The organism is Sinobaca sp. SA16-1 (genome assembly GCF_059510515.1).
In genome coordinates this window covers 510,894-526,538 of the sequence record NZ_JCAKFL010000002.1, presented here as the reverse complement: position 1 = coordinate 526,538, position 15,645 = coordinate 510,894, and the positions used below count along the sequence as shown (strand labels likewise).

Annotated in this window: 16 protein-coding genes and 1 riboswitch; of the genes, 10 read left to right on the top strand and 6 right to left on the bottom strand. The window is 44.0% G+C overall.

The annotated features are described in order from the left end of the window. Positions 1-47: 47 nt before the first annotated feature. Positions 48-287 carry a DUF2626 family protein gene (locus AC5W2J_RS06735; RefSeq protein ID WP_496058714.1) on the top strand — a complete coding sequence of 80 codons (240 nt, stop codon included), beginning with the start codon at positions 48-50 and terminating at the stop codon, positions 285-287. A 69-nt stretch (positions 288-356) separates the two neighbouring features. Here AC5W2J_RS06735 and AC5W2J_RS06730 read toward each other — a convergent pair whose 3' ends face one another. Beyond that, positions 357-995 carry an MBL fold metallo-hydrolase gene (locus AC5W2J_RS06730; RefSeq protein ID WP_496058713.1) on the bottom strand — a complete coding sequence of 213 codons (639 nt, stop codon included), beginning with the start codon at positions 993-995 and terminating at the stop codon, positions 357-359. Between the two features lie 158 nt (positions 996-1,153). On the opposite strand from AC5W2J_RS06730, the gene AC5W2J_RS06725 reads away from it, so the two are divergent. The 4 genes from AC5W2J_RS06725 to gcvPB all read left to right on the top strand — a co-directional run bounded on the left by AC5W2J_RS06725 (position 1,154) and on the right by gcvPB (position 5,520). Beyond that, positions 1,154-1,321 (top strand): DUF2759 domain-containing protein, encoded by a 168-nt coding sequence (locus tag AC5W2J_RS06725; protein ID WP_496058712.1) that lies wholly within the window; start codon positions 1,154-1,156, stop codon positions 1,319-1,321. 17 nt (positions 1,322-1,338) lie between these two features. Next, a riboswitch (glycine riboswitch) is annotated at positions 1,339-1,436 on the top strand. A 140-nt stretch (positions 1,437-1,576) separates the two neighbouring features. Further along, complete coding sequence (gcvT, locus tag AC5W2J_RS06720) at positions 1,577-2,671, top strand: glycine cleavage system aminomethyltransferase GcvT (protein WP_496058711.1); 1,095 nt, start codon at positions 1,577-1,579, stop codon at positions 2,669-2,671. 18 nt (positions 2,672-2,689) lie between these two features. Then, on the top strand, positions 2,690-4,042 hold the full coding sequence (gene gcvPA / locus AC5W2J_RS06715) for an aminomethyl-transferring glycine dehydrogenase subunit GcvPA (RefSeq protein WP_496058710.1): 1,353 nt from the start codon (positions 2,690-2,692) through the stop codon (positions 4,040-4,042). After that, positions 4,039-5,520: an aminomethyl-transferring glycine dehydrogenase subunit GcvPB gene (gene gcvPB, locus AC5W2J_RS06710; RefSeq protein WP_496058709.1), complete on the top strand. Its 1,482-nt coding sequence runs from the start codon at positions 4,039-4,041 to the stop codon at positions 5,518-5,520. Before gcvPA ends, gcvPB begins: the two co-directional genes overlap by 4 nt. A 30-nt stretch (positions 5,521-5,550) precedes the next feature. On the opposite strand, the gene AC5W2J_RS06705 is transcribed toward gcvPB, so the two are convergent. Continuing rightward, entirely contained in the window at positions 5,551-5,925 is a 375-nt protein-coding gene (locus AC5W2J_RS06705) for a rhodanese-like domain-containing protein (protein WP_496058708.1), read from the bottom strand. A gap of 170 nt (positions 5,926-6,095) precedes the next feature. On the opposite strand from AC5W2J_RS06705, the gene AC5W2J_RS06700 reads away from it, so the two are divergent. Then, entirely contained in the window at positions 6,096-6,932 is an 837-nt protein-coding gene (locus AC5W2J_RS06700) for a lipoate--protein ligase family protein (protein WP_496058707.1), read from the top strand. Between the two features lie 52 nt (positions 6,933-6,984). Here AC5W2J_RS06700 and dat read toward each other — a convergent pair whose 3' ends face one another. Next, the gene (gene dat, locus AC5W2J_RS06695; RefSeq protein WP_496058706.1) at positions 6,985-7,845 is read right to left on the bottom strand and encodes a D-amino-acid transaminase; all 861 of its coding nucleotides are present in this window, start codon (positions 7,843-7,845) and stop codon (positions 6,985-6,987) included. A gap of 392 nt (positions 7,846-8,237) precedes the next feature. Between dat and AC5W2J_RS06690 the strand changes: the two genes are divergently transcribed. Beyond that, positions 8,238-10,793 carry a vitamin B12-dependent ribonucleotide reductase gene (locus tag AC5W2J_RS06690; protein ID WP_496058705.1) on the top strand — a complete coding sequence of 852 codons (2,556 nt, stop codon included), beginning with the start codon at positions 8,238-8,240 and terminating at the stop codon, positions 10,791-10,793. Between the two features lie 184 nt (positions 10,794-10,977). After that, positions 10,978-11,412 (top strand): transcriptional regulator MntR, encoded by a 435-nt coding sequence (gene mntR / locus AC5W2J_RS06685; RefSeq protein ID WP_252314857.1) that lies wholly within the window; start codon positions 10,978-10,980, stop codon positions 11,410-11,412. Here mntR and AC5W2J_RS06680 read toward each other — a convergent pair. The 3 genes from AC5W2J_RS06680 to AC5W2J_RS06670 form a co-directional block, all read right to left on the bottom strand. After that, positions 11,409-12,224 (bottom strand): hypothetical protein, encoded by an 816-nt coding sequence (locus tag AC5W2J_RS06680; protein ID WP_496058704.1) that lies wholly within the window; start codon positions 12,222-12,224, stop codon positions 11,409-11,411. The genes mntR and AC5W2J_RS06680 overlap by 4 nt on opposite strands. A gap of 72 nt (positions 12,225-12,296) precedes the next feature. Next, the gene (locus AC5W2J_RS06675; RefSeq protein ID WP_496058703.1) at positions 12,297-12,695 is read right to left on the bottom strand and encodes an SA1362 family protein; all 399 of its coding nucleotides are present in this window, start codon (positions 12,693-12,695) and stop codon (positions 12,297-12,299) included. Between the two features lie 67 nt (positions 12,696-12,762). Next, positions 12,763-13,710: a DUF1385 domain-containing protein gene (locus AC5W2J_RS06670; protein ID WP_496058702.1), complete on the bottom strand. Its 948-nt coding sequence runs from the start codon at positions 13,708-13,710 to the stop codon at positions 12,763-12,765. Positions 13,711-13,957: 247 nt separating this feature from the next. Here AC5W2J_RS06670 and AC5W2J_RS06665 point away from each other — a divergent pair, with 247 nt between their 5' ends. Continuing rightward, positions 13,958-15,028 carry a M24 family metallopeptidase gene (locus AC5W2J_RS06665; RefSeq protein WP_496058701.1) on the top strand — a complete coding sequence of 357 codons (1,071 nt, stop codon included), beginning with the start codon at positions 13,958-13,960 and terminating at the stop codon, positions 15,026-15,028. Between the two features lie 49 nt (positions 15,029-15,077). Continuing rightward, positions 15,078-15,635, top strand: a complete 558-nt coding sequence (gene efp / locus AC5W2J_RS06660; protein WP_496058700.1) for an elongation factor P — start codon at positions 15,078-15,080, stop codon at positions 15,633-15,635. The last annotated feature ends 10 nt before the right edge of the window (positions 15,636-15,645 follow it).

Here is a 15,645-nt window from a genome sequence, read left to right as displayed (position 1 = left end):
AAGGGCATACATAATAGCGCTAATGATAAGAAAAGGGGGTATGTTGAATGGATCGCATGTTTCGGGTGATTTCTTTTTGGACGACTGTATTTGCAGTGCTTTTCTTTGTAGGGGACATGTTTCAAATGTCTGTTTTCTTTTTCGCGCAGACCGCTGTTTTTCTGGGATTGGGCTTCATGAACTTATCTGAACGAATGTATGTTTATATTTTTGGCATTTACTTAACCGTCTTTTTTGTAGGATTTACTTATTACACTACATTTATGATGGAAACCGGTTTTCATTAGAAAAGCCGTTTTTTTCCAAAACAAAAGGCTCTCCTCGAGAGCCTTTTTGCTTTGTATTCCAGTATTGCTTTAAGAAAATCCATGAAGAAAAGGATTAGAGGCCATCTCATTTCCAATTGTAGTAACGTTCCCATGACCGCAGGCGACTGCTGTTTCTTCAGGAAGGGGCATTAAACCTTCATTTATACTTTTGATAAGCGTTTCGTAATCTCCCCCCGGAAGGTCAGTCCGACCAATGCCGTTTTCAAACAGCACATCTCCTGAAAAAACCGTTTCTGTTTCTTTATGATAAAAAGAAACGCTGCCTGGAGAGTGTCCAGGAGTATAAACCAGCGTAAAATGAAAAGATCCGATGTGAAGTTCGGATTCTTTTGTAATAAACACATCAGCGGGTTCTGCCTTAATCGCTTCATCACCGAGAAAGCGGGATGACCCGTTTTTTTCGGGATCTGTAAGCCAATCCTGCTCCAATTCATGAAGGTAAACAGGAATGTTCCATTTCTGCCTCACATCTTCTACAGCACCAATGTGGTCAAAGTGAGCATGGGTTAACAGAACAGCTTGAGGATAAAGGTTGTTGTCGGACAGCCAGGTATTCAGCGCATCACCATGGCCGCCGGGATCGAAAATAACAGCTTCTTTATTTTCATTAAACAACACATAACAATTTGTTTGTAGAGGGCCTAACGGTATTTGCTTCCAATCCATAATAAAGAGGACTCCTTTCGTTTGCCGGTCTATTGATTATTGTACGTTAAAAAAAATATAGGTGCAAAATAAGAAAACAAACGGTATAATTAAAGCAATATCATAATTATTTGAAAAATGTAAATAGACTAATGTACATATTAAAGGGGGTAGACTGCATGGCTTTAGGTATAACACTTTTAATAGTGGCAATCCTGTGTGCTCTCGCTGTAGTAAGAGAATTAAGACGCCGTAACTTTTTTGCTGTCGGTTTTGCAGGAGTCGCTTTTTTAGTTTTTGGATGGTTTTCCGTCATGACGTTAATCAGCGGGGCACCAAGCATATAAAAAGTGAATAACGACGGATGACGATAAAGGGAGAGCCCGCATGCAGAGAAGCGGCGCCGAAGGAGCAAACTGCAGCAGCAGTGAATCTCTCAGGCAAACAGACTTTTATCCGACGAATCTCTGGAGAGTGCTCGGTAAACGAGCCACCCACGAAGACAGTCTCACGCAGAGATGAAACTTTCTGGTTTTAGGACAGAGAAACCCCGCATCAGGGGTTTCTCTGTCTTTTTGTTTTACAAACGAAGGAGGATATATATGCCATTGCAAACACCGCTCTACCCACTGTATGAAAAGTACGGGGCAAAAATAACGGATTTCGGAGGCTGGGAGCTGCCGGTTCGTTTTAGCAGTATTAAAGAAGAACATGAAGCGGTAAGAACAAAAGCTGGATTATTTGATGTTTCCCATATGGGGGAGGCCATCGTCGAAGGGAAAGGCGCAGAAACTTTTCTGCAGACGATGCTTACAAACAATCCGGCTGCGCTGGAAAATGGCAAGGCAATGTACACTTTTTTATGCAATGAACAAGGGGGAACGGTCGATGACCTTCTTGTTTATCAGCTGAATGAAGAAAAGTATTTTCTCGTACTAAATGCGGCCAATACATCAAAAGATATCAACTGGCTAACAGATCATGCCGGTCCCGACGTTCAAATAAAAGATATTTCAAATGATACCGCTCTTCTTGCTTTACAAGGACCGGAAGCAGAAGCAATTCTCCAGGCCTTAACCCAGACCAATTTAAAAGAAATCAAGCCTTTCCGATTTTCTGAAAAGACAGAAATTGCCGGGTGCCGGGTGCTTGCAAGCCGTACAGGCTATACCGGAGAAGACGGATTTGAAATTTACTGTAATGCAGAGGATGCTGCCGGGATTTGGGAGACGATAATGGAAGCCGGCAGCTCGAACGGTCTTTTGCCGGCCGGGCTCGGTGCCAGAGACACGCTTCGTTTTGAAGCGAAGCTTCCGCTGTACGGCCAGGAACTTTCTGATACCATTTCTCCTCTGGAAGCGGGAATGGGTTTTGCTGTAAAGCTGAAGGATTCCCGGGAGTTCATTGGAAAAGAAGCGCTTCAAAAGCAAAAAGATGCCGGAATTCCGCGAAAGCTTGCCGGTATTGAAATGATTGATAAAGGCATACCTCGTACCGGCTACACTGTATTTTCCCCTGATCATCAAGAAGTGGGATTTGTGACCTCCGGGACGCAGTCGCCTACCCTTGGGGAAAATGTTGGTCTCGTTTTAATAGAAACGGAAGCTGCAGAGATAGGCAGTGAAGTCGTTGTGGATGTTAGAGGCAAGAATAAAAAAGCAAAAGTCGTACCGGTCCCATTTTATAAAAAAGGATAAGAAAGAGGAGGAATAGGAATGGATTTTCGCTATTTGCCCATGACAGAAACCGATAAGCAGGAAATGCTTAAAACCATAGGGGTGTCCACTACAGAAGAACTTTTTGCCGATATTCCGGAAAAGATACGTTACAAAGGAGAAATGAAACTCCGCGAGCCTTTAAATGAAACAGCATTAATGAAAGAACTACAGCAGTTGAGTGATAAAAACGCTGACCTTCAGTCATACCCTTCTTTTTTAGGAGCAGGGGTCTATGATCATTACATTCCTTCCATTGTGGATCACGTCATCAGACGTTCAGAGTTTTACACGGCATATACGCCTTACCAGCCGGAAATTTCCCAGGGAGAGCTGCAGGCAATTTTTGAGTTTCAAACAATGATATGCGAACTAACCGGCATGGATATTGCCAATTCCTCTATGTACGATGGCCATACCGCACTGGCAGAAGCGGCGCTGGTGGCAGGAAGCCAGCACAAAAGCCCATCGCGGAAAATTTTAGTATCAGAAGGGGTGCACCCGGAATCGCTGCATGTAATAGAAACTTATGCTTCCGGTCCCGGAATTATTGTGGAAACAATTCCGCTTACGGATGGAAAAACGAATATGGAAGCACTGGAAAAACAAATCGATGAACACACAGCTGGTGTTATTTTGCAGTACCCTAATTTCTACGGCTCGGTGGAAGACTTACAGACCGCCGAACAGCTCATCCATCAGCATAAATCTTTATTTATCGTATCCAGTAATCCTCTGGCGCTGGGCGTATTGAAATCACCAGGCTCATTTGGTGCCGATATCGTTACCGGCGATGCCCAGCCGTTTGGCATTCCCACCCAGTTTGGGGGACCGCACTGCGGATATTTCACGACGACAAAAAAATTAATGCGTAAAGTACCGGGCCGGCTTGTTGGCCAGACGGAAGATGAAGACGGGATCCGCGGATTTGTACTGACCCTTCAGACGAGAGAGCAGCATATCCGCAGAGAAAAAGCGACATCCAACATCTGTTCCAATCAGGCACTTAATGCGCTGGCGGCCTCTGTTGCCATGACGGCTCTGGGCAGACAGGGTGTAAAAGAGATGGCTGTACAAAACGTTAAAAAAACACACTATATGAAACAACAGCTTCAACAGGCAGGGATAGACATAGCAGCAGAGCAGCCTGTGTTTAATGAGTTTGTTATCCAGCTCCCGGATGCCGTGGACAAAATAAATCGTGGATTATTCGAACGCGGCATTATCGGCGGATATGACCTGGAGCAGACGAAGGCAGGTAAAAAAGGGCAGATGCTTCTTTGTGTAACGGATAAACGCAGCAAAGCAGAGATTGATTTCTTTGTGGAAGAATTGAAAGAGGTGCTGGCATGAATACAGAACAAAAGCTGATTTTTGAATACAGTAAAGCTGGACGTACCGGCTATTCGCTTCCGGAGCTGGAAGTGCCGGATGTGGATATTGATACAATTCTGCCTGAAGAAATGCAGCGTACAGACAGTCCGGAACTGCCCGAAGTATCAGAGCTTCAGATTATGAGGCACTATACGGCTTTGTCCACTAGAAATCACGGGGTGGATTCCGGTTTTTATCCACTTGGGTCCTGTACGATGAAATATAACCCCAAAATGAACGAAGATTCCGCCAGGTTAAAAGGCTTTGCCCATCTTCATCCCTATCAGCCGGATTATCAGGTTCAGGGTGCCATGCAGCTGATGTTTGAACTGCAGGAAGAGCTTAAAGAGATAGCCGGCATGGACGAAGTAACGCTGCAGCCTGCTGCGGGAGCACAGGGTGAATGGACCGGTCTTATGATGATTAGAGCGTTCCACGAAGCAAATGAGGATCATAAACGAACAAAGGTCATCGTCCCGGATTCTGCACATGGAACAAATCCAGCATCGGCTACGGTAGCCGGATTTGATTCAGTGACGGTGAAAACCGACGAACGCGGCCTTGTGGACCTTGCTCATTTAAAAGAGGTAGTCGGAGAAGATACGGCAGCCTTAATGCTGACAAATCCGAATACGCTCGGTCTGTTTGAAGAAGACATTCAGGAAATGGCAGCTATTATTCACCAGGCCGGGGGCAAGCTGTATTATGATGGAGCAAACTCCAACGCTATTTTAGGAATAGCGCGGCCGGGTGATATGGGATTTGATGTCGTTCACCTGAACCTGCATAAAACATTCACAGGCCCACACGGGGGAGGCGGGCCGGGAAGCGGTCCTGTAGGCGTGAAAAAGGATTTAATCGCCTATCTGCCCAAGCCGCTGCTTGTAGAAGAGAACGGAGCGTACAAATGGGACTATGAACGTCCGGACTCTATTGGACGCGTGAAACCCTTTTACGGAAATTTCGGCATTAATGTAAGAGCGCATACGTATATCCGTACGATGGGGGCTGAGGGCCTTCGTAAAGTATCTGAATACGCGGTACTGAATGCAAACTATCTGATGAGACTTCTCGAACCGTATTATGATCTACCATACAACAGACACTGCAAGCATGAATTTGTTCTTTCCGGTAAAAGACAGAAACAGCTTGGGGTCAGAACGCTTGATATTGCCAAACGGCTGCTGGATTTCGGCTATCATCCCCCTACCATTTATTTTCCTACCAATGTAGAAGAGTGTATGATGTTTGAACCGACAGAAACCGAGGCAAAAGAAACGCTTGATGAATTTGCAGACGCCATGATTACGATCGCCAAAGAGGCAGAAGAGAACCCGGAAACGGTCCAGGAGGCGCCTCATACGACAGTTATTAAAAGACTGGATGAAACGCTGGCTGCCAGAAAACCGGTTCTCCGTCATGAATTTCCTAAAAAAGAAGAAGCCTATCAGTCATAAAAAAAGCTGTCTCCCCTCGGAGACAGCTTTTTACTTTCTAATTTTGCCAGTCCATTTTTTAAAGCCTGTTTTTAATTGATAGATGTCCTCATTACCGATTTTCTTTTGGATCACACGGGCTGCCTGCTTGCTTCGGGACCCGGACTGACAGTATAAATAAACCGCCTGGTCCTTCCGGATTTCAGTAATGCGCTGTTTTAACTGGGACAGCGGAATGTTTCTGGCGCCTAGTATATGGCCGCCGTTATATTCACGGGGTTCTCTAACGTCAATCAGCTGAGCCTTTCTGTAGCCCTGCTTAAATTCTTCTTCTGTCAGTTCCGTAAGAAACTTAGGCTTTACAAGCCTTCTGTATAACAGAAATGATAACATGATGATAATAATACCCCATAGGATCCAAGCCATAATTGTTCCTCTCCTTTAAAAAAAGCTCACAAGGAATATTATAATAATCTTTGCCTCAAGAAGCAAAAGAAATCTATTATAGAAAGCAAATAATCAAGAAAAATCGTAACTTCTTTAGAAATAGAAAAAGCTTTGGTACACTAAAGATGAAAAAAGAAAGGTGTGCAGAAATGGAAAAAGAAAAGTGGTATTTCATAGACTCAGGGAAACAATCCCCTGCTTACAATATGGCAATGGATGAAATGCTCCTCCGCTGGCACAGCGAGGGAAAAATTCCTCCTGTCGTCCGGTTCTACGGCTGGAATCCGTCTACTTTGTCAATCGGATATTTTCAGAAGGTACATAAAGATATCGATTTAGACGCGGTAGATAAGCACCAACTCGGTTTCGTCCGAAGGCCGACAGGGGGAAGGGCCGTCCTGCATGATAAGGAATTAACGTACAGCGTGATTGTCTCGGAAGAACATCCGCTGATGCCTGCTACGGTGACAGAAGCCTATCGGGTTATTTCCGAAGGGCTTCTTCAGGGATTTTTAAACCTGGGGCTGGATGCTTATTTTTCTGTGCCGAAAAGCAAAGAAGAAGAGCAGGGACTAAAAAACCCCCAGTCGGCGGTTTGCTTTGATGCTCCAAGCTGGTATGAGCTGGTAGTGGAAGGACGCAAAATTGCAGGCAGCGCCCAGACGAGACAGAAGGGTGTTATACTTCAGCACGGTTCGATTATTATTGATCTGGATGAAGACATGTTGTTTGATGTCTTTACGTATTCAAATGACCGGGTCCGGGAACGAATGCAGCGTGCTTTCCGCAGGAAGGCGGTAGCGATCAACGAAATAAAAACAGTACCTGTGTCGCACGAAGATGTGGTCCAGGCGTTTCACAAAGGTTTTGCTGATGGATTAAACGTAAACTGGGTGGACTATAAACTGACAGAAGAGCAGGAAAAAGAAGTTCAGGCTCTGGCGCAGGAGCGGTACGAGTCAGATGACTGGAATTACCGCCGGTAAAAAAGATGTAAATAATTAAAAGACCCGCAATTCAGCGGGTCTTTTTGTTCGTTTATTTTAGATGAGAAGATTCTTTAGGGGGGCGGACAGCTGCGGAGAACGCGTCCTGCAGCTGTTTAGTAACCGGGCCGATGGAATAGTCTGCCTGAAAAGAGCCTTCAATCCGGACAACCGGCGTAATTTCCATTGTAGTACTTGAAATAAACATTTCATCAGCCCGGGAAGCTTCTTCTACAGAGAATGTTTTTTCAACAAAAGAAATGCCTTGTTGTGCAGCGAGCTGCTTAATAAAAAGCCGGGTAATACCGTTTAATATAAGTTGGTTGGCAGGATGTGTATACACCGCGCCGTCCTTAACAATAAAAATATTGGTTGAAGACCCTTCTGTTACAGTCGTTCCCCGATGCTGAAGAGCTTCATCACATGCATTGTCCTCCGCTTTTCGTTTAGCCATCACATTTCCCAGCAGGTTAATGGTTTTTATATCGCAGCGGAGCCAGCGGATGTCTTCCAACGCGTAAAGCGAAATACCATTTTTCTGCTTTTCGAGTGGAATCGGAGCTTCTTTTGCAAAAGCAGTTACGACCGGTTCGAGCCCGCGTTCATATAAATGATTACGTTCCTGCTCGCCCCTCGTAATCTGAATATAAACATAGCCATCGGAAATATCGTTTTCCTCTGATAGTGAATCAATAATTTCTTTAAATTGATCAAGGCTGAACGGAATAGGAATATCAATTTCTTCGGTGCTGCGTACAAATCGTGTGTAATGTTCTTCGAGCTGAAAGCAGACGCCGTTATAAAGGCGGACTACTTCATATACCCCGTCACCGAAATAATATCCGCGGTCTTCAAACGAAACATCAGCGTTACTGCGTTCTATTAGATTGCCTTTTTTCCATACATAGTCCATTATATTACCTCCGGCTTTTTTTCTAAGATACCATGAAAAACAATAAAAACCTACATACAAATTTTCTTCTTTTACGCAAGAAATGAAATTGATGAAATATCGGGTTTTTTAACAGATTGCGGGAGTTTAGGAGCCGATTGCTTCTTATTTTGCCCTTTTATGAAATTGACAAATTTATAAAAAGAGGTTTAAAAACTATATATAGTGTCAATATATAAATTATAAATACTATATATTGATTTAAAGGAAGATCGTATGGTATCATTCAGAAAGAGCTTTAAATCAGCCGCATACTTGATTTGTCTGGTGGTTTTCTTTTATTAAACAGAAAAAACAGCCGGGTCCGTCGGTTCGATGCCGAAAAATCGAGAAGTGAAACAGGAGGAATTTACATGAGTACAGCAACAAAACAAATGCCTAAAGTAAACACAGTCCAGCTAAATGAAGATATATCCCTGTTCCCGCAGGTGCATCCCGTAACAGAAGACATGAAGATGACAAAATCAGGTGTTTCCCGTCTGGTCATGCTCGACCGTTATACATTTAAGGACACGGAAAAGAAAACGCTGAAAGAAAATGATTTTGTTATTTTAACTGTTAAGGAAGATCCAAAGTTCCCTGCTAGAGGATTCGGGTTTGTCATTGCACTTGACCGTGGAAATAATACAGCGGAAGTAAGAGTAGATAATGAATTCCTCCCGCTTCTTAACGAACAGGAAGCTGAGAAAGGAACGGTTATCCGTTCTCTTGATGTTATTGAAAAGCCTTTGGAAATATATTATGAGCAGATCGCCAAGCGTAATGCTACAGGACTTGCGAGTGTGGAAAAGACAGAAGAAAGACGCCGTCAGTCTTTCCAGGAATTCTACGAAGAACTGGTAAATATGAACTTCATTCCTGCAGGACGGGTGTTGTACGGAGCCGGTGCAGAAACAGATGTAACCTACTTTAACTGTTATGTTATGCCTTATATTGCAGATTCCAGAGAAGGAATTTCCGAACACCGCAAGCAGGTAATGGAAATCATGAGCCGCGGCGGCGGTGTTGGAACGAATGGTTCGACCTTAAGACCGAGAAACACTCTTGCAAAAGGGGTTAACGGTAAATCTTCCGGTTCGGTTTCCTGGCTTGATGATATTGCAAAGCTTACGCATTTAGTAGAGCAGGGCGGTTCAAGAAGAGGCGCCCAGATGATTATGCTTGCAGATTGGCATCCCGATATTCTAGAATTCATCGTATCCAAAATGCAGAACCCGCGTATTCTGCGCTTTCTGCTCGAAAATACAGAAGATGAACAGATTAAAAAGCTTATTCAGGAAAAACTTAAATTCACTCCATTATCTCCAACGGAAGAAGCTATGTATCAAGGCATTCTTAACTATCAGTCGATTCCGGGACAAGGTGGATTCAACAACAAGATTCTTCAGGAAGCCGAAGATAAGCTTAATACCGGAGGCACGTATACCGTTAATTCTCCGGAGTTTTTAACCGGGGCAAACATTTCCGTCTGTATTACTGATGACTTTATGAAAGCTGTAGAAAATGATGCAGACTACTCGCTGCGCTTTCCCGATGTAGAAAACTACTCGAAGGAAGAAATGGCAGAATACAATCAGGAATGGCAGGAAAGCGGAGATGTCCGTGAATGGGAACAAAAAGGACATGCAGTTCGTACGTACCGTACTATTAAAGCGCGTGAACTGTGGAAGCTGATCAATGTGTGCGCCACCTATTCAGCTGAGCCGGGTATTTTCTTTATAGACAATGCAAATGAACAGACAAACGCGCAGAGCTATGGACAGAAAGTAGTAGCAACCAATCCGTGCGGAGAGCAGCCGCTCGCTCCTTATTCAGTCTGCAACCTTGCTGCAGTGAACTTAGCTGAAATGGCTAACAAAGATGAAAAAGTAGTAGACTTTGATAAACTCCGGAAAACAGTTGCCACCGGTGTAAGAATGCAGGATAACGTCATTGATGCCACCCCGTATTTCCTTGAAGATAATACAAGACAGGCAAAAGGAGAGCGCCGGGTAGGCCTTGGTGTTATGGGTATGCATGACCTTCTAATCTATACGGAAACAACGTACGGTTCAGAAGAAGGCAATGTACTGATTGATCAAATATTTGAAACGATTGCAACGACTGCATATCGTACAAGTATTGAAATCGCTAAAGAAAAAGGAAGTTTCCCTTATTTGGAAGCATCGTCGACAGAAGAAACAAATCGTCTGCGCCAGGCTTTCACAGAAACCGGATATATGAAGAAAATGCCGCAGGATATTCTGGATGGAGTCAGAGAATATGGTATCCGCAACTCACACCTTCTTACTGTAGCACCAACTGGAAGTACGGGAACGATGGTAGGAGTGAGTACGGGCCTGGAACCATATTTCTCTTTTAAATACTATCGAAGCGGTCGTCTTGGCAAATTCATTGAAGTGAATGCAGCAATCGTACAAGAATACCTGGATAGAAACCCGGAAGCAGATAAAGATGATCTTCCAGAATTCTTTATTTCTGCAATGGAACTGCTGCCGGAAAATCATGCAGATGTCCAGTGCGTGATTCAAAAATGGGTGGACAGCTCACTTTCTAAAACGGTCAATGCTCCTAAAGGCTATACAGTAGAGCAGGTACAGGGAGTATATGAACGCCTCTACAAGGGCGGTGCCAAAGGCGGCACTGTGTATGTGGATGGCAGCCGGGATGCACAGGTACTAACATTAAAAGCAGAAGATAATACGTTTGAATCAAAAGAAGAATCAACACCGTCACCTGAAAAGAAAGTAGTACTTGTAGATACGATTAAAGATGTTCGTTCTACTACTGTTAACTTTGGTAATGAAATTGGGGATACATGCCCGGTCTGCCGGGAAGGTTCCATTGAAGATATTGGAGGCTGCAACACCTGCACAAACTGCAGCGCCCAGTTGAAATGTGGACTATAAAATAAATATAAAAAAGAAGCCGGCTTTTGCAGCCGGCTTCTTTTTTATAAAAATTTGCTTTAAGGAAAAAAAATTCCCCTCTAGAACAATATGGGAATTTAAATTGTGAACTCTCTTTTATTCATGTACAATAAGAGAGCGCAACAATGTGTCGTAAACTATGAAGTCTATGGAGGAACTTAGTATGCCTACTCCAAGTATGGAAGATTATTTAGAGCGAATTTATCAGCTTATTGAAGCAAAAGGATATGCCAGAGTATCAGATATTGCCGAAACGCTGGAAGTCCATCCTTCCTCCGTTACGAAAATGGTTCAGAAACTAGATAAACAGGAATACTTAGTTTATGAAAAGTACAGAGGCTTAATCCTAACAGCAAAAGGGAAAAAAATTGGGAAACGGTTGGTATACCGCCATGAACTGCTGGAGAATTTTATGCAGATTATCGGTGTGGAGCACGGACACATCTATACGGACGTAGAAGGCATTGAGCATCACCTAAGCTGGGACGCCATTGATCGAATTGGAGATATTGTTCAATATTTTGAAGAAGATCCTAAAAGAGTGGGAGACCTTCGCGAAGTACAAAATAGAAATGAGCAGGAAAAGCCAAAAGATTAGCTTTTTCTGCTCGAAAGAATGCCGCCTTCTCTTTTAGAGAAGGCCATTTTTATGAAAAGAACCGGTGCGAACAAAGTAATCCAAAAACCCAGTACAACCCCGGAGAAAAACATAGCAGCCGGCGCACTGGCAAATCCAAATACCAGCAGAATAATCACCGCACCGGACAGCCCGGCCACGGAGGCCTTTAGTTTAGAAAGAAACGACGCAGGATACTTCATTCTATTCTTAATTGTTTCAATGTCGAAGCCCGCGCTGGAGCCGAGAAGAAGGCCGGCAAACCAGGCTGCCTGCGGTTCTAAAAGAAACAGGCACAGTCCTAAAAGAACAGCAACGCTTAATAAAAGAAAGTCAGGTGCGCCGCCTATCCAGTCAAGCGAGCGGTACAAAATAAAAATTATAAAAAAACCAATCAGGCCGGCATAAAAAATATCAGCAATCGCATAAGTCGGATCAAGGAAAGCGAGAAACCCTGCTAAGGCGATGATAATGGCAGCTGTTATCGTATAACGCCGGTCGGAGATTTCCGGTATAAGAAATCCCCAGAAGACAACTGCGCTTTGAAAAGCAACAGGCATACCAGTAAACTGCTGATCAAGCAGTACCGATGTTCCAAAAGGGTAGATAGAAGAAAGAAGAATATTTACATAGAAAGAAAAAGCCATAATAAACAAAAGCCTAAAACCGAGCTGCTTATGAAAACACCAATAAATGACGGGGATAACAATGAAATATAGGTACGGATGAAAAAAAATATTTAAAAAAGATAAAGGAAGGCCGGACAAAACGCTAATCATCAACATCGGCATCATGGAAGTATTTCCTCCTTCTGTCATTCAAAACGAGAAGCATAGTAAACAATTATGTATAAAAAGAGCCGGGCTTTAGAAGAGAGCCCGGTTCTTTTTTCGGTTTTTTTTCCCTTCAATGACAGTCAGGTGCGTGTCACTTCGTTTACGGGCAATTGCTTTTGTGGGACGCTTTTTAACGGGTCTTGCCTGCGAGCCTGCGGCTTTGTAGTGGCTTTTAGCAGGTGCGGCAGATCCACCGCGGCGGGCGTTAGCTGCTTTTGATCTTGGAGGGGCATGAGACTGGTACTGCCGTTGTGTCATTTTTTTCATAATAACTTTCGTAAAAAGGAAATACAGGCCTACTGCGATAGCGAGACCGATTGCCAATGAGATTAAAAAAGATATAGGATTGGTTAAAAGCTGGTTACCAAGACCGAAGGCGGCGAGTCCAAACAACAGCAGTAAGAAGGGTCGGCGAAGAATGCGCGACATATGATCACCTCCATTAAGAGTAACCTGGGAAACCAGGTTTGCAAGACACAACTTTTATTACTATTCATTATACAGCATTATGATCAATTGGCTCGGCTGAGAGCTTTTCTTCTGCAAGAAGTTTTTCGAAAGACAGTATTGCTACTTCCACCTGGTCATCTTTAGGAGGCTTGGTCGTAAGGAGCTGCAAACCAAGTCCGGGAAGGCCAAGCGATTTAAGAATGGGAATATTTCTTACTTTGTTAGTGCCCTGCAGGACTTCATAGGACACACCAAGAACTACAGGTATAAGAGCCAGCCGGTGCACGATTCTCTCAGCAAGGGAATCAAATGGCACCATCAAATAAATAAGCACCCCGACTACGACAGTAAATAAAATAAAGCTGCTGCCACAACGGTAATGGAGCCTGGAGTGATGCTGCACATTCTGAACGGTAAGCGGCACCCCTGCTTCGTAGGTGTTAATTACTTTATGCTCTGCCCCGTGGTACTGAAACAGCCTTTTAACCATAGGAGTCAGGGAAATAAGATAAATATAGAGGAAAAGCAGAATAAGTTTGAAAAATCCTTCGAGAAGGTTTTGTGCTACGTGGCCGGGAAATACAGGAGTAAATCCCCCTGCTGCAACGGCCGGCAGAACGGTGAAAATAAAGTTCCCGAACAAAAATGATGTCACACCCACTACCGCGGTACCAAGCACCATTCCCCATTTAGAAGAGGAGGCTTTTTCGACCGGGAGTGTTTCATCATCCTCGGGATTGACGTCATACCGGTCCGAAGCGTAATTTAAATGCTTCATTCCTACTGAACTGGCTTCAATTAATCCAGCAATTCCCCGAACAATGAATATTTTTTTTAAGAAACGGAGGACAGGAATGCTTTTTTTCTTTACTTCATAGTACTCGATGTCTCCGTTGTTGCGGCGGATTGCACTTACGGTCGTTGTTTTTCCGGCGAACATAACGCCTTCCACAATAGCCTGGCCTCCGTAAGCTGTTTTTTTCAGTTCGGTCATAGTATCATCCCATCCATGCCAATGAGATGGCATTGGTGTCTTACTTCTAATTTTACACCATTTTAAAGGCATTCACTACAACAATATCGACATCCACCATAATAAAAGGCATATAGGTATCTTCCCTTTTTTACTTATTTCACACCTGGAATTTATGCCCGGTCCAGATGTCCCTGATTGTCCGCAGCTTCCTGATATATGATAAAATAAAGCCGTGATAAATAATGGATGACTGTAGGAGGGCAATATGCAAAAGCTGATTCAACAAGTAAGAGCGCAGTTGGAAAGTAAAGAAATAGAAGCCATTTTTATAGAAAGCCCGACGAATCGAAGGTATTTATCCGGTTTTACGGGAACGGCCGGTGCTTTGTTGATCACGAAAGAGCACGCATATTTGATCACGGATTTCAGGTACATAGAGCAGGCGTCCGCAGAATGTCCTGCATTTGAAATTGTCAGGCATGAAAAAGGCGTTATTCCTGAAACTGCCCGGCTTGCAGAGCGTCATTCGCTCAAAGCAATCGGGTTTGAAGAAGAGTATGTCACCTATCAGCAGTACACACAGATGAAAAAAGAAATAACTGCCGCGCTTATCCCTACTTCGTCTATAGTAGAGCAGGGACGCCTGTATAAAACGCCTGAAGAGATAGCGATTCTAAAAGAAGCGGCAGCAATTGCAGATAGAGCATTTGATCATATCACCACGTTTATCAAACCCGGCATGCAGGAAATAGAAGTAAGCAACGAGCTGGAATTCTTTATGAGAAAAGAAGGGGCGGTTTCCTCTTCTTTTGATATAATTGTAGCGTCTGGTTGGAGAAGTGCGCTGCCGCATGGTGTGGCCAGCAGCAAGGTGATTGAAGGCGGAGAGCTGGTTACGCTTGACTACGGCGCCTACTATAAAGGCTACTGCTCCGATATTACCCGTACGATTGCAGTCGGTGAACCGACGAGTGAGCTGAAAAGAATATACCAGACTGTGCTGGAAGCGCAGCTGTTGGCTGTTGAGCAGATTAAACCCGGGATGACGGGAATAGAAGCTGATCAAATTGCAAGGTCTCATATAGAGCAGGCAGGATACGGGAAATACTTCGGCCACGGCCTGGGACATGGACTAGGAATGGAAGTACATGAAGGGCCGAGGCTTTCTCCTAAAGGCAGGCAGGTACTTGAGCCCGGCATGGTAGTCACCGTAGAACCCGGAATATACGTGCCAAAAGCAGGCGGCACAAGAATAGAAGATGATATAGTGATTACAGAAGACGGTAATGAGGTGCTGACCTACGCCCCGAAGGAATTAGTGATAGTAGGAGAATGATTAGTGTGATATAGTAAGGACCGAATTGATAAAAAATGGAGGAACGGCAATGATTTCAGTAAACGATTTTAAAACAGGACTTACCATTGAAGTAGATAACGATATTTGGACAGTAGTAGACTTTCAGCACGTGAAGCCTGGAAAAGGAGCAGCGTTTGTACGGTCTAAACTAAGAAGCCTGCGGTCGGGTAATATTCAGGAAAAAACATTCCGCGCTGGTGAAAAGGTAGGGCGTGCCCACATTGAACGCCGCCGTATGCAGTACTTGTATGCCAATGGTGACATGCATACATTCATGGACAATGAATCGTACGAGCAGCTTGAACTTGCGAGCGATCAGCTGAAAAATGAACTAAACTATCTAAAAGACAACATGGAAGTACAGGTAAACACGTATGGTACGGAGACCCTTGGGGTGGAAGTGCCAAACACAGTAGAACTCGAAGTCACTGCTACGGAGCCTGGAGTAAAAGGGGATACGTCCTCCGGTGGGACAAAACCGGCCACTCTTGAGACAGGATTAACTGTCCAGGTGCCATTCTTTGTAAACCAGGGCGACCGCTTAATTATTGATACGAGAAGCGGTAACTACGTTTCAAGAGCGTAGATAAAAAAGG

Excerpts from the sequence above, each read along its gene's own strand:
- AC5W2J_RS06735 (WP_496058714.1), top strand. The coding sequence starts at position 48 with ATGGATCGCATGTTTCGGGTGATTTCTTTTTGGACGACTGTATTTGCA.
- efp (WP_496058700.1), top strand. The coding sequence starts at position 15,078 with ATGATTTCAGTAAACGATTTTAAAACAGGACTTACCATTGAAGTAGAT.
- AC5W2J_RS06690 (WP_496058705.1), top strand. The coding sequence starts at position 8,238 with ATGAGTACAGCAACAAAACAAATGCCTAAAGTAAACACAGTCCAGCTA.
- AC5W2J_RS06705 (WP_496058708.1), bottom strand. The coding sequence starts at position 5,925 with ATGGCTTGGATCCTATGGGGTATTATTATCATCATGTTATCATTTCTG.
- AC5W2J_RS06725 (WP_496058712.1), top strand. The coding sequence starts at position 1,154 with ATGGCTTTAGGTATAACACTTTTAATAGTGGCAATCCTGTGTGCTCTC.
- AC5W2J_RS06670 (WP_496058702.1), bottom strand. The coding sequence starts at position 13,710 with ATGACCGAACTGAAAAAAACAGCTTACGGAGGCCAGGCTATTGTGGAA.
- AC5W2J_RS06700 (WP_496058707.1), top strand. The coding sequence starts at position 6,096 with ATGGAAAAAGAAAAGTGGTATTTCATAGACTCAGGGAAACAATCCCCT.
- gcvPB (WP_496058709.1), top strand. The coding sequence starts at position 4,039 with ATGAATACAGAACAAAAGCTGATTTTTGAATACAGTAAAGCTGGACGT.
- AC5W2J_RS06665 (WP_496058701.1), top strand. The coding sequence starts at position 13,958 with ATGCAAAAGCTGATTCAACAAGTAAGAGCGCAGTTGGAAAGTAAAGAA.
- gcvT (WP_496058711.1), top strand. The coding sequence starts at position 1,577 with ATGCCATTGCAAACACCGCTCTACCCACTGTATGAAAAGTACGGGGCA.
- AC5W2J_RS06730 (WP_496058713.1), bottom strand. The coding sequence starts at position 995 with ATGGATTGGAAGCAAATACCGTTAGGCCCTCTACAAACAAATTGTTAT.
- AC5W2J_RS06680 (WP_496058704.1), bottom strand. The coding sequence starts at position 12,224 with ATGATGCCGATGTTGATGATTAGCGTTTTGTCCGGCCTTCCTTTATCT.
- AC5W2J_RS06675 (WP_496058703.1), bottom strand. The coding sequence starts at position 12,695 with ATGTCGCGCATTCTTCGCCGACCCTTCTTACTGCTGTTGTTTGGACTC.
- gcvPA (WP_496058710.1), top strand. The coding sequence starts at position 2,690 with ATGGATTTTCGCTATTTGCCCATGACAGAAACCGATAAGCAGGAAATG.
- dat (WP_496058706.1), bottom strand. The coding sequence starts at position 7,845 with ATGGACTATGTATGGAAAAAAGGCAATCTAATAGAACGCAGTAACGCT.
- mntR (WP_252314857.1), top strand. The coding sequence starts at position 10,978 with ATGCCTACTCCAAGTATGGAAGATTATTTAGAGCGAATTTATCAGCTT.